We start from the raw sequence: 13,009 nt of genomic DNA, 5'->3' as shown, positions 1-13,009 counted from the left end.
TCCACCGCCCGCGGCCGCGCGTCCATCGCCGCGCCCACCTGTCACCGCCGCTACACCTGGGGCTCGAGGACCAGGTCGCGCTGGAACCAGGTGCCTGACTTGCCCCCGAGGTGGGCCGGGTCGGCAGGGCCGGCAGGCCGGTCGGTGAACTGGTCGAAGAAGTCGTCGCCGCGGTCAGAAACCGAGGCAGCGAAATACGCCCGGTTCGCCAATTCGAAGGCCAGGACCGCCGGGGCATGACCGGCATCCAACCGTTTCAGCTCGGGCATTGTCCGACCTTACCGGCCGCTTGATTCCGCAATCATGGAGGCCGTCCCCGATGCCATTGCCGGATCGGACGGAGACCCGCCGGAGGATTTCCTCCGGCGGGTCCGGGCCGTTCGTTCACGTGACGACGGCCGGTGTCAGCACCAGCCCTTGACGGCCGGGGCGCTCTGGATGGAGCCGGAGACGGCGTACACCGTCGTGCGGCAGTCCGAGCCCCCGGTCACGGTCGTGGCGGTCACCTCGGCGGTGCCTGCCTGCGCCGGCACGGTGAACTGCCGGTCGACGTAGTAGGCGCGGTACATCTGGCCCCAGCGGGGGTCGTTGTACTGCTCCCAGTACTGGCGGGTGATGACGACCCGGAAGGAGGTCTCCTCGACCGAGTTGTCCTTGAAGCCGAACACCGTGGTGCCGTCATCCGCCCTGGAGATGGTTCGCACGTCGGTCGGGGCGGCAAGGGTGGCGGTGTACGTCCTGCAGCCCAGCTGCGGGTTGCCGGGGTTCGCGGCGCCGGCGGGCACGACGCTGATCGCCCACGCGCACACCTGGTGGGTGCCGAGACCCGCCGGGACGTTGGCGTCGAAGCCGCGGTAGGAGCCGTAGGCCGGGTACGCGGCGGCGACGTCCGGGCGGTACGTGTTGGCGCTGAGGGTCTGCTTCCACGCGCCGTCGATGTAGATGTCGACGATGAGCGGCGCGCTGCCGCTGTCCCGGTCGATGCCCCAGCCGGTGACCCGCACGGCATTGCCGACGTACGTGACCGTGTCGAGCGTGCCGTGCACGGGGATGTCCCGCACCACCGGTTCGCCGTCGCCGCCGCCGTCACCGCACGCCGGCGGCGGCACCGGAACGTTGCAATTCGGCGCGGCGCCGGCCGGGGCGGACGGCAGGACGATCGCACTGAACAAACCGGCCAGCGCGACCGCGCCGACCTGAAGAAGTCGTCGTTTCACAGCTCTTTCTCCTCTGTACGAGGTCATCTCGGTGATGACGAGAGGAATGTAGAAATAGGACGTCGCCGCCGATTCAATTCGCCGCGGACCGTGGCACGAACTGGGGAGTGGCCCGAGTGTCCAGGACAATGTTCAGGACACAATTCGGGACACCTGTCCCTGTCCGTCCGGGACACCCTGATGATTCAATGCGGCGGTAGTTGCATCGCAATTCTTCTGCAATTCCGTCCGGGAATCAGCACGGAATGGTCGGTGGTCCGGCCCCGCGACGCCCGGGCGGTGAAGCCCCCGATGGCAGGCACCCCCTCCGATGAAAGTTTCGCCGGGTTTCCAGCGGATTCGCCCGTCCACCTTGCCGAAAAGGTTTTCGGGGCGCACCGTGGCGGAGTCCATTGATGAAAGGGGATGTGATGCGGCTTCAACGGTACCGGGGCCTCGTGCTCGTCGCCGCCACGGTCGGCCTCGTCGCGGGCGGCGCGGTCGTCGCCGGCACGTCGGCCGGTGCGGCGGTCGCGGGCTGCCGGGTGACGTACACGATCAGCTCGCAGTGGCAGGGCGGGTTCGGGGCCGACGTGGCGGTCACCAACCTCGGCGACCCGATCAACGGCTGGACGCTGACGTGGAGCTTCTCCCCCGGCCAGAGCGTCACCCAGGCCTGGAACGCGACCGTCACGCAGACCGGCACCAGCGTCTCGGCGGTGAACGCCGGCTACAACGGCGCGCTCGGCACCGGCGGGAGCACGTCGTTCGGCTTCAACGGCGCCTGGAGCGGCTCGAACCCGCTGCCCGCCACGTTCCGGCTCAACAACGTGCTGTGCACCGGCACCGCCGGCCCGACCACGAGCGCCTCACCGACCAGGTCGCCGTCGCCGAGCGCCTCCAGTACACCCGGAAACCCCGGCACACCGGGCACGAAGACGGTGCGGGTGTTCTGGCTCAAGCCGACCGACGTCGCGTTCGACCAGCGCTACCCGGACGGCATCGCGAACGTGATGCGCGAGGCGCAGCGCTACTACCGCCAGGAGCTCGGCAAGACGTTCGCCCTGAACGCCACGGTCGTCGAGACGGTCAACGGCGAGCACGACACCAACTGGTACATCAACACCAACTGTGACCCGAACGGCGACCGCTACTGGTGCGTCGTGTTCAACATGCAGGCCGAGCTGCGGCGCCGGTTCAGCCTCGCCAACCCCGACAACCGCTGGCTGATCGTCGGCGAGATCAGCGCCGAGGACGTCGGCAAGTCCGGCGGCGGCGCCGGCCCCGGCTGGGTCCTGCTCTCCGGCCACGACGCGGACGGCGGCGCCGGCCGCAACGGCCCGATGAACCGCTGGTACGGCGGGATGGTCCACGAGCTCGGCCACGGTTTCGGCCTGCCGGACTCGAGCTCCACGGACGGCACCCCGATGTCCGCGTCGTTCTACAACTACCCGAACACGCACTTCAGCCAGGCCCAGAAGAACGCCATCCTGGCCGGCCCGTACGGCAGCTTCCTGAGCTGACCACCGCCGTCGCGGATCCCCTGCCCGGCACGGGATCCGCGACGGCGCCCGGGCTGCCGATCGTGCGAGGTCGTGGGGTGCGGGGACTGGCACCCCGCCGAGGATCTCAGTCCGGAATGTTCAGAAAATCCATGGCCCAACGCGTCCACTGTGCGTACGGGTTGCACGGGTACACGTCGATCCCGGTGCCCCAATTGCCATTGGGGTCCACGGTGTCCAGGCACATGCCGGGATACTCGATGGCCTCCCACTGTTCCTGGTTCGCGGGGTGCCGCCAGCCCTGACCGGCCTGTCCGCAGGCCTCGGCCCACACGGCGTTGGCCGGGGAGCCCGGACTTGCGACCCCGTTGACGTTGTAGGTCAGGCACTTGTTCGTGGCCTTGTTGCGGAACCGCCGGTTGTTGTCGGGCTGCCCGGCGAAGCCCTCCTGGCTGAACGCCTGGTACTGCACCTGCGGCTGCTCGGACGCCGCCCGGCACCGGTAGGTCTGGACATTGGCCCGCACGTTGCCGGCCGTCTCCGCCTGAATGTCGACGCACCAGGTGCGGACGTTCTCGGCCCAGCCCCTGAACTGGTAGTACACGACATTCGGCGAGGCGGCAGCGGGCGCCGCACCCAGGGCGATCGACAACGCCATGGCCACGGTCGCCACGACGCCGAAGCTGCTACGTCTGAACAAGCTCCACCATCCTCGAGTCGATGGAGCCAGACGCTATACGTGCACACTCTTCGATCGCTCTCCGCTCGCTGGCGGCTACCTGAGCGTGCAGGTGACGGCGGTCAGGGGTTGGTTCTGGCCGGTGACGACCATGCCCCAGCTGGTGGTGCCGGCGGGTGGGATGACGGCGTTGTAGGGCTGGTTCGTCGCGGTGACCCGGGTGCCGGACTGGGTCGTGACGGCGTTCCAGGAGCTGGCGATCCGTTGTGTACCGGGGAAGGTGAACGCCGTGGTCCAGCCGGTCGACGCGGTGGTGCCGGTGTTGCGGACGGTCACCTCGGCCTGGTAGCCGTCGTTCCACGAGCCGGTGACGGCGACGGTCGCGGTGCAACCACCGGCGGACCCTGAAGCAGACACAGAAGCAGACACAGAAGGTGACCGCGAGGCCGACGGGGAAACAGACCTGGACGGCGAGACCGAGACCGACGGTGAGACCGAGACGGAGGGCGAGACCGACGGTGACGCGCCCGTCGTGGTGTACGTCGCCTTGGTGTACGCCTGGCCGCACTGGGCCGAGCAGGCGTCCGGCAGCGCGAAGCTGTACTCGCGGCCGCCGAACAGCGGCGCGTCCGCCGCGTCCCTGGCCCGGATGCGGAACTGGGTGCCGCCGGAGGTGGTGCCGCCGATCACGAACGACTGGCCCATGTCGCCGTTGGGCTGGGCCGCCCGCCAGGCGCCGTCGGCGTAGTACTCGACGCCATGGATGCCGTTGGGCAGGCGGGAGACGGCGATCGCGGGCCACCAGCGCTGCGCGCCGCTGAGGAAGCCGATCTGGATGTCGCCGGAGTAGGCGGGCGCCGGGATGAAGTTCCAGGCGACGTGCCGGTTGTTCCAGTGGTTCGGGTACAGGTCGCCGAGGGTGGAGCCGTTCTTCGAGAAGCGGTTCAGCGACGCCTTGGACAGGTCCAGGTGGTACGGGTCGTCGCGGCACCAGGCGTTCGTGTCGGCGCAGCTGTCGGCGACCAGCATGTTCAGCACGCCGCCGTTGTAGGCGTCGGCGGTCCAGGATCCGTTGCGGCAGAACGGCTGGCCGAGGGCGCCGTCGTTGGTGCCGGTGCAGTAGTCGGCGATCTTCACCTGGACCCAGCGCCCGCAGTTGCGGCCGTTGTCCCACACGCCCATCTTGTCGGCCATGGCCGGCGGCACCGGACGGGTGTTGTAGCTGCCGTCGCCGGGGGTGTCGAAGACGTTCAGCGCGACGAAGTCCTGCGTCTCCAGCTCCGCCTGCGGCAGCCCGCAGCCACCGTACGGCGAGCCGAGCCCGTCGAAGTAGGTCGCGTTGCCGGTCACCGGCGCGGCCGGTGGCGGCACCGTCGCCTCGGCGGCGGGCAGTTGCAGGTACGCCACGAGCAGGGCGGCGCACGCGCCGGCGGCACCGAGGACGGCGAGCCTCTTCGTCATGGCGCACACGCTCGCGCCGCCCGCGGCCGGCCGTCAACGGTGGCCGGCCCGCACGCCGCGGTGACCTCGGCGCGCTGGCGAAACTTCCACACGCAACCTGTGCTCTACCCGCACGCGGGCGGCTCACCCTGGGCGAGCGGCACCGTCCGCCCCTGAAGTCGGGTCATCGCGGCCAGCTCAATGTGATCAGCCGGCCGCGGCGCGGCGGGCGCGGAAGTCGCGGACCTTGCGCCGGTTGCCGCACTCCGACATCTGGCACCAGACGCCCTTGCGGTTGCGGGCGTGGTCGTAGAAGGCCCACCGGCAGTCCTCGGCTGGGCACAGCTTGAGCCGCTCCCAGGTGCCGTCGAGGGCGCCGACCGCCACGACCGCCAGCAGCCGGGCGGCGAGCGGGTCGGTGGCGTCCTCCCCCGCCGTGAGCAGCGCGGACTGGCCGCCGAGGCGCAGCCGGAGTGGCTGGGCGGCGGCGATCGCGTCCAGGGTGGCGGGGTCGCCGTCGATCGCGTCGCGCAGCGCCGTGCGCAGTGCGACGGCGTCGCGCAGGGCGGGCGGGGACACCTCGGGCAGGTGTTGCCGGCACCACGCGGCGAGGCCCGCGGCGTCGGCGAGCTGGTCGGTGCCGTGCTCCAGGTCGAGCGTGTTGGCGAAGGACCGCACGATCTCCAGTGCTCCGGGTGCCTCCTGTGGTTTCATTGCGCCGCCTCCGGTAACCGGTAAACTGCTTTAAAGGTTACATCATCGAGGTGCGGACGGAGTGACGCCATGGCAGCGCAGACCTCATCGAGCCCTCCGGTCACGGTCGCGGTGGCACGCGGGCCCGAGCCGGCCCGGCGCGGGCAGGGCCGGCTGGCGGGTTACGCGGCGGTGGTCGTGGCGGCGGCGCTGTGGGGGTTCGGCGGGACCGTCGCCAGCCGCCTCTTCGACGCCGGCGTCGACCCCCTGGAGCTCGTCGCGACCCGCACGTTCATCACCCTCGCCGGGCTGGCGCTGCTGGTCGGCGCCGGCCGCGCCACCCGCCGGCAGGACCGGCAGGACCGGCAGGCGGGGCCGGAGCGGGCCGGCTGGGCCGTGACCGTCGGGTTCGGCGTGTCGGTGGCGGTGGCCAACGGCTGCCTGTTCCTGGCGATCCAGCACCTGCCGGTCGCGGTGGCGATGGTGCTGCAGAACCTGGCCCCGGCCCTCGTGGTGGGCTGGCTGATCCTGCTCGGGCGGCGGCGGATGAGCCTGCCGCTCACCCTCGGCCTCGCCGCGGCGCTGCTCGGTGTGGCGCTGGTCGTGCGGCTGCCGGAGACGTCCTTGGGGCGGCTGGACCTGGTCGGCATCGGCTTCGGCCTGGCCACGGCGGCGGGTGTCGCGGCGTTCTCGGTGCTCGGCAGCGCGGCGACGCGCGCGCACGGCGCGCTGCGCGCCAACGTGTACGCGTTCGCCGTGTCCAGCGTGGTGTGGCTGGTGGTGCTGGCGCCGGGCGGCGCCCCCGGCATCACCCGGCACGGCGACCAGTGGCCGGGGATCGTGTTCGTCGGGGTGCTGGGCACGTTGGTGCCGTTCCTGCTGTACGCGTGGGGCACGGCACGCGTCGGCGCGCAGGCCGGCGCCGTGAACATCTCGCTGGAGCCGGTGTTCAGCGCGGTGCTCGCCTGGTGGTGGCTGAGCCAGCGGCTGACCGCGATGCAGATCGCCGGCGGCGTCGTGCTGGTCGGCGCCGTCATCGCCCTGCAACACCTGCGGGAGCACCCGAAAGGGAGCACCCGGAACACGACCCGCGGGAGCGACCGGATGACCCCCTGAAGAAGCAGCCGGACGACGACACCGGTCGCGGCAGATGACCGCGCCGTTACCGGTGTGTTGCCTTTGACGGAAAGCTCCCCCGGTCACCAGGAATCGACAGTCACGGTTGATGCGACTCCGGCTACTGATAGTTATGCTTCGATATCGTTGCGGTGATGCCACCGTCGACGCTCGGGAGCCTGAAGTTGGAGTCCGATGGAGCTGCGGGTGCTGGGGCCGATGGAGGTCGTCCACGAAGGCCGGCGATGGACCATCTCCAGCACCCGCAGCGGCACGGTGCTGGCCTGCCTGGCCGTCAACAGCGGCCTCGTCGTGCCGGTCGCCGACCTCATCGAGGCGGTGTGGCCCGAGCCGCCACCCACGGCGCGGTCGCAGATCCAGATCTGCGTCTCCCAGCTGCGCCGGACGCTCGCCGAGGCCGGCCGCGCTTCGGCCGTGATCACCCGCACCGGCGGGTACCAGCTGCGGATGGCGCCCGAGGAGATCGACGCCCACCGGTTCGGCCAGTTCGTCGACGAGGGTCGCCGGCTGGCCCGGGAAGGGTTCACCGAGGAGGCGCTGGAGCAGCTGCGCGCCGCGGAGGCCATGTGGTTCGGCCCGGCGCTGCCCGGAATCCCGGGCGAGCCGGCCGAGGCGTGGCGGCGGCAGCTGGAGGAGGCCCGCGACACCGCAGTCGAGGAGCGGATCCGGCTGGAGCTGGCCACGGGCCGGCACGAGGAGCTGCTCAGCGAGCTGGAGCGGCTGGCGGTGGTGCACCCGCTGCGGGAGCGCATCCACGCGCATCTCATGCTCGCGCTGTACCGGTGTGACCGTCAGGCCGAGGCGCTGCAGGTGTACCGGCGGGCCCGCCAGCTGCTCGTGGAGCGGCTCGGCGCCGATCCCGGGCCGGAGCTGCAGCGGCTGGAGCGGGCGATCCTCACCCAGGACCCGGCGCTGGAACTGCCGCCGACCGCCGGTCCGGTCGCGGCGTTGCGGACATCCGCCGGGACACCCGGGCCGCCGCGGCAGCTGCCGATGGACGTGGCCGACTTCACCGGCCGCGAGAAGCTCGTCGAGGAGATCCAGGCGGCGCTGACGGCGCGCCGGGACGACCCGCAGCAGCCGGGCAGCTCACCGGTGGTGGCGATCAGCGGACCGGGCGGCGTCGGCAAGACCAGCGTCGCGGTACACGCCGCGCACGGCCTCGCCGACCAGTTCCCCGACGGGCAGCTGTACGCGAACCTCGGCGGGCGGCCCGGCTGGGAACGGGTGCCGGAGGTCCTGGCGCAGTTCCTGCGGGCGCTGGGCACCAGCGGCCCGGCCATCCCGGAGAGCGTCAGCGAGCGCGGCGCCCAGTTCCGCAGCCTGCTCGCCGGGCGGCGGGTCCTGGTGCTGCTGGACAACGCCGCCGACGAGACGCAGGTGCTGCCGCTGCTGGTCAACGCGGCCGGCTCCGCGGCGATCGTCACGTCCCGGGTGCGGCTGACGGCCCTGCCGGGCTCGCACCAGTTCGACGTGCAGGTGCTGTCCGGCCGGCAGAGCGCGTCGCTGCTCTACAGCATCGTCGGGCCGCGCGTCCTCGCCGAGCCCGACGAGGCCGACGAGCTCGCCGCGCTGTGCGGGCACCTCCCGCTGGCCTTGCGGATCGCCGGCGCCCGGCTGGCGTCCCGGCCGCACTGGCGGGTCGAGCGGCTGGTCAGCCGGCTGCGGGACGAGGCACAGCTGCTCGACGAGCTCGTGCACCGGGACCTGTGCGTGCGCGGCACGCTGCGGCTGAGCTACGACAGCCTGCCGCCGGAGACCCGGCGGCTGCTGCGCCGGCTCAGCGTGCTGCCCGGCGACGACTTCCCCGCCTGGATCGCGATGCCGCTGCTGGAGGCCGGGCACGACGTCGTCGAGGACTCGCTGGAGCGGCTGGTGGACGTCCGCCTGCTGGAGGCGCACGCCGACGAGACGACCGGCGCGGTGCGGTACCGCTTCCACGACCTCGTGCGCGCCTTCGCGCGGGAGCTGCTCGCCGCCGAGGAGCCCGACGGTGTCCGCGAGGAGCTCGTCCGGCGGGTCGTCGCGGGCTGGCTCACCGCCGCGGAGCTGGCGCACCGCCGCGAGTACGGCGGCGACTACACCATCGTGCACGGCACCGCGCCCCGCTGGCCGTTACCCGACCCGGTGACCGGGCCGATGCTGGCCCGCCCGATGGAGTGGCTCGAGCTGGAGCGGCTCAACCTCGTCGCCGCGGTCCGCCTGGCCGGCGACGCGGGGCTCGCCGAGCACTGCTGGGACCTGGCGTTCACCCTGGTCACGCTGTTCGAGACGCGGGCGTACTACGACGAGTGGGCCGAGACCGCCGGCATCGCGCTGCACGCCGCCCGTCGGGCCGGCGACCGCCGCGGCGAGGCGGTCACGCTGCACTCCCTCGGCACCATGCACATGTTCCTGCGCAACCCGGACCGGGCCGAGCCGAAGCTGCGGCAGGCGCTGCGGCTGCTCGACAGCGTCGACGACCCGCACGCCGCCGCGCTGGTCCGGCGCAACCTCGCCTACCTGGACCGGCTGCGCGGCGACGCGACGGCGGCCCTGGACGGCTACCGGGCGGCGCTGACCGCCCTGCGGCGGGCCGGCGACCTGGTCGCGGAGGCCCACGTGCTGTCCAACCTGGCCCGGGTCCGGCTCAGCCAGGGCGCCGCCGACGAGGCCCGGGAGCTGGTCGAGGAGGCGCTGAGCATCTGCCGGTCGGTCGGGGTGCGGCGGGTCGAGGCGCAGGTGCTGCACCGCGTCGGCGAGGTGTACCTCGACACCGGCGATCTCGGTCGCGCCGCCCAGGCCTTCGAGCAGGTGCTGCACCTGGTCCGCAGCGCCGCCGACCGTACCGGTGAGGCCCACGCCCTGCACGGTCTCGGCACGGTGCACGCGAGGGCCGGACGGACCGCGCGGGCCCGGGCGACACTCCAGCGGGCCGTGCAGGTGGCCCAGCGGGTCGCTGAGCCCGTCGTGGAGGGGCAGGCGCTGTACGAGCTGGCCCGGCTGCCCGACCGCGAGCCCGGCGAGGCGTCCGCGCAGCTGGCCGCGGCGCTGGAGATCTTCGACCAGCTCGGGGCCCGCGGCTGGCACGCCCGGGCCGCCCAGGCACTGCGCGACCTGCACGAAGACGCCCCCTGATCCGGACCGGATCCAGGGGGCGCACTGCCCGTGCCGCCCGCTACCGCGGGTGACCGACGACGGCGACGGCCGGACTGCTCCAGCCCGTCTCCGCCCGGACCTGGCCGGGGCCGCGCACGACGGCGGCGGCCGGCAGGACGGCGACCAGCGCGGCGGCGGTCACGACGAACCGACGAATCATCGGGGCTCTCCTCACGTGGTGCGGACTGCGGTCGCACCGGTTCTACCCGGGCCGCTATCGTTTCGCTTTCGCCGCGCCTTCGCCGGCGTGCCGACCCGCCGGATAGCCGCGGGATAACCGGCCGAATAGGGCGCGGGCACAACCTCCTTGCGAACGACGCGAACGACGCGAACACGCGAATGACGCCGAACACGCGACAACGCGACAACGCGACAGACAGCCGACGCGAGGAGATGGCAGATGACGATCGTCGAACAGCCCGCCCGCCGCACGACGGCACAGCTCCCGCCCGCCGGGAGCATCGAAGGCCTGCAGCTGGTCGAGGTGCTCACCGGGGTGGCCCTCGACACCCTGCGGGAGGTGACCAGCGCCCGGCCGGGCCCGGTCACCGCGGGCGGGCCCGCCGCGGTACGCGAGGCCGCCGGGCGGCTGCTCGCCGGGCCGCTGCTGCCCGAGGAGCCGGGCGACCCGGTCGAGACGTTCCGGCGGTTCGTGCGCGACTTCGCGACCTGGTCCGTCGACATCAGCCACCCCGCCGCGGTGGCCCGCATGCAGTGCCCGCCGACCCCGGTCGCGGCCGCCGCCGAGCTCGTCCTCGGCGTGCTCAACCAGTCGCTGCACGCCTGGGAGGCCGGGCCGTGGGCGCTGGAGCTGGAGCGGTACGTCATCCGCAACCTCTGCGACGTCGTCGGCTACGGCCCGGCGGCCGGCGGCACGATCACCGCCGGCGGCAGCATCTCCAACCTCATGGCGATCCTGACCGCCCGGGACAGCGTGATGCGCCGCGAGTCCGGGGTGGTGCCGTTCTTCGACGGCCTCGGCGGGACGGGCCGGCGGCCGGTCGTGCTGGCCACCGACGCGACCCACTTCTCCATCGGCAAGGCGGTCGGGATCACCGGCATCGGCGAGCAGGCGATCGTGCGGGTCCCCAGCGACGCTCTGGGCCGACTCGACCCGTCGCAGCTGCAGCGCACGCTGGAGAACCTGCCCGACGACGCCGTGCCGGTCGCGGCGATCGCCTGCGTCGGCTCCACCGACCAGGGCTGGGTCGACGACCTGCCGGCCCTGGCCGACGTGTGCGGGCGGTGGGGCGTGTGGCTGCACGCCGACGCGGCGTACGGCGGCGGCGCCCTGTTCTCGCCGCGGCTGCGCGGGCGCCTGGCCGGCCTCGAGCGGGCCGACTCGGTGACGCTGGACCTGCACAAGTTCGGCTGGACCCCGGCGACCTCCGGCATCTTCCTGGTGTCCGACGCCGCGCACCTGGCGCCGCTGTCCGGGCAGACGACCACGACGCTGAACGCCGACGACGACAAGGCCGCGGGTTACATCGGCCTGTACGGGCAGTCGGTGCAGGCGACCCGCCGCGCGGAGGCGTTCAAGATCGCCGTGACGATGGGCGCGCTGGGCCGCACGGGCATGGCCGAGATGGTCGACGGCTGCCACGACCTCGCCCGGTACGCGGCCGGCCAGGTCGCCGCGCACCCGCGGCTGGAGCTGGCCGCCGAGCCGTCGCTGAGCACCGTGCTGTTCCGGTACCTGCCGGCCGGCGCCGACGGTGACGACGCCCGGCTCGACGCGTTCAACGGTGCGCTGCGCCGGGAGCTGATGGACCGCGGGGTGGTGCTGCTGGCCCGCACCAGGGTCCGCCGCGCCGACGGCAGCCAGCCGGTCTTCCTGAAGATCATGGTGCTGAACCCGGCCACGACACCGCAGGAGATCGACGAGATCCTGGCCGGCATCGTGGCGGTCGCCGACGAGCGTTCCGGCCGCGAGGGGGCGTGAGCGATGACCGCCACCGTGCACCGGCCATCGCCGGACACCATCGCGGCCACGGCACCCGAACGGCGGTTCGCGACCACGGACTCCGCGGACAACAGCGTCCGTGACGGGATGCGGCGCCTGCCCGGCGTGCTGCAGCTGCCGCTGACGATGCTCACCGGCCGCCCGTACACGGGACAACGCCGGCTGCACCTCACGCCCACTGCCCATCTGATCGCGGCGCTGGCCTCCATGGCGGCCGGTCTGGCGCTGAGCGGGGCGGCACTGGCCCTCGGCGGGTGGTGGCTGTGGCTGCTGCTGCCGGGCTGGGCGAGCACCCTGCACGGCGCCCGCAACCAGCGGATGATGATGTTCCACCAGTGCGCCCACCGCAACATGTGGGCCAGACGCGGGCCGGACCGGGTGCTGGGCAAGATGATCGCCGGGCTGCTGATGGTGCAGGAGTTCGAGCGGTACAGCACCGAGCACGTCGCCGACCACCACGCGCTGCACCACATGACGCTGCGGGACCCGACCGTGCAGGCGTTCCTGGTGAGCCTGGAGCTGCGCCCCGGCATGACCCGCCAGCAGATGTGGCGGCGGGTGCTGGGCAAGCTCGTCTCGCCGGTGTTCCACGCGCGGTTCCTGTGGGCGCGGGTGCGCTCCTACGCCCACGCCGCCGGCCCGCTCGAACGGGCGCTCACCCTCGCCTGGTACGCCGGGCTGGCCGTGGCGGCGACCCTGCTGGACGGCTGGGCGCTGCTGCTGCTCGGCTGGGTGCTGCCGATGACCCTGTTCTTCCAGATCAGCAACACGCTGCGGTTGTGCGTCAAGCACACGTTCCCCGGCCGGGACGTCGAGTCCCGCCGCGGCAAGGAGTACTTCGCGAGCCTCACCAACGCCATCTGCATCGGCGAGCCGGTGCCCGCGGCCGGCCTGCGCGGCGGTGCCCGGCTGCACGCCTGGGCCCGCTGGTGGACGCGGATGCTGCTGGTGCACGTGCCCAGCCGGTACCTCGTGCTCACCGGCGACACGGTGTGCCACGACTTTCACCACCGGCGGCCGATGACCCGCGACTGGGCGAACTACATCTTCGCCCGCCAGGACGACGTGCAGACGGGCCACAAAGGGTGGCCGCCGTACCGCGAGATCTGGGGCATGGTGCCCGCGATCGACCTGGTCTTCGAGTCCCTGTCGCTGGCCGACCCGGACGAGTTCGACCGGGCGCGGCTGGCCGAGGCGAGCGACCGCGAGCTGTTCGCCGCCTTCGACGACTGACTGTCCCCCAGAGGATTCCCAAAGGAGC

At 72.5% G+C, this 13,009-nt stretch carries 11 protein-coding genes; 5 read left to right on the top strand and 6 right to left on the bottom strand.

Going from position 1 to position 13,009, the window contains the following annotated elements; all coding sequences use genetic code 11:
• Positions 1 to 50 precede the first annotated feature (50 nt).
• A complete protein-coding gene (locus tag ABD332_RS36255; RefSeq protein WP_344507328.1) occupies positions 51 to 269 on the bottom strand; it encodes a hypothetical protein in 219 nt (72 codons plus the stop codon).
• 135 nt (positions 270 to 404) lie between these two features.
• The gene (locus tag ABD332_RS36250) at positions 405 to 1,217 is read right to left on the bottom strand and encodes a hypothetical protein (protein WP_344507326.1); all 813 of its coding nucleotides are present in this window, start codon (positions 1,215 to 1,217) and stop codon (positions 405 to 407) included.
• Between the two features lie 410 nt (positions 1,218 to 1,627).
• Here ABD332_RS36250 and ABD332_RS36245 point away from each other — a divergent pair, with 410 nt between their 5' ends.
• The gene (locus tag ABD332_RS36245; protein WP_344507324.1) at positions 1,628 to 2,719 is read left to right on the top strand and encodes a cellulose-binding domain-containing protein; all 1,092 of its coding nucleotides are present in this window, start codon (positions 1,628 to 1,630) and stop codon (positions 2,717 to 2,719) included.
• 106 nt (positions 2,720 to 2,825) lie between these two features.
• Here the strand turns inward: ABD332_RS36245 and ABD332_RS36240 are convergent, their stop codons facing one another.
• The 3 genes from ABD332_RS36240 to ABD332_RS36230 form a co-directional block, all read right to left on the bottom strand.
• Positions 2,826 to 3,398: a hypothetical protein gene (locus ABD332_RS36240; RefSeq protein WP_344507322.1), complete on the bottom strand. Its 573-nt coding sequence runs from the start codon at positions 3,396 to 3,398 to the stop codon at positions 2,826 to 2,828.
• A gap of 75 nt (positions 3,399 to 3,473) precedes the next feature.
• Complete coding sequence (locus ABD332_RS36235) at positions 3,474 to 4,838, bottom strand: cellulose binding domain-containing protein (protein WP_344507320.1); 1,365 nt, start codon at positions 4,836 to 4,838, stop codon at positions 3,474 to 3,476.
• 186 nt (positions 4,839 to 5,024) lie between these two features.
• Positions 5,025 to 5,531, bottom strand: a complete 507-nt coding sequence (locus tag ABD332_RS36230; protein WP_344507318.1) for a CGNR zinc finger domain-containing protein — start codon at positions 5,529 to 5,531, stop codon at positions 5,025 to 5,027.
• Positions 5,532 to 5,600: 69 nt separating this feature from the next.
• On the opposite strand from ABD332_RS36230, the gene ABD332_RS36225 reads away from it, so the two are divergent.
• The gene (locus ABD332_RS36225) at positions 5,601 to 6,626 is read left to right on the top strand and encodes an EamA family transporter (RefSeq protein ID WP_344507316.1); all 1,026 of its coding nucleotides are present in this window, start codon (positions 5,601 to 5,603) and stop codon (positions 6,624 to 6,626) included.
• A 195-nt stretch (positions 6,627 to 6,821) separates the two neighbouring features.
• Positions 6,822 to 9,764: an AfsR/SARP family transcriptional regulator gene (locus ABD332_RS36220; RefSeq protein ID WP_344507314.1), complete on the top strand. Its 2,943-nt coding sequence runs from the start codon at positions 6,822 to 6,824 to the stop codon at positions 9,762 to 9,764.
• 40 nt (positions 9,765 to 9,804) lie between these two features.
• On the opposite strand, the gene ABD332_RS36215 is transcribed toward ABD332_RS36220, so the two are convergent.
• The gene (locus ABD332_RS36215; protein ID WP_344507312.1) at positions 9,805 to 9,945 is read right to left on the bottom strand and encodes a hypothetical protein; all 141 of its coding nucleotides are present in this window, start codon (positions 9,943 to 9,945) and stop codon (positions 9,805 to 9,807) included.
• Positions 9,946 to 10,185: 240 nt separating this feature from the next.
• Here ABD332_RS36215 and ABD332_RS36210 point away from each other — a divergent pair, with 240 nt between their 5' ends.
• Positions 10,186 to 11,727 (top strand): pyridoxal phosphate-dependent decarboxylase family protein, encoded by a 1,542-nt coding sequence (locus tag ABD332_RS36210; RefSeq protein ID WP_344507310.1) that lies wholly within the window; start codon positions 10,186 to 10,188, stop codon positions 11,725 to 11,727.
• A gap of 3 nt (positions 11,728 to 11,730) precedes the next feature.
• Positions 11,731 to 12,981 carry a fatty acid desaturase gene (locus tag ABD332_RS36205; protein WP_344507308.1) on the top strand — a complete coding sequence of 417 codons (1,251 nt, stop codon included), beginning with the start codon at positions 11,731 to 11,733 and terminating at the stop codon, positions 12,979 to 12,981.
• The last annotated feature ends 28 nt before the right edge of the window (positions 12,982 to 13,009 follow it).

The organism is Dactylosporangium maewongense, assembly GCF_039531485.1.
Lineage (GTDB): Bacteria > Actinomycetota > Actinomycetes > Mycobacteriales > Micromonosporaceae > Dactylosporangium > Dactylosporangium maewongense.
This window is presented reverse-complemented; position numbering and strand designations above follow the sequence as displayed.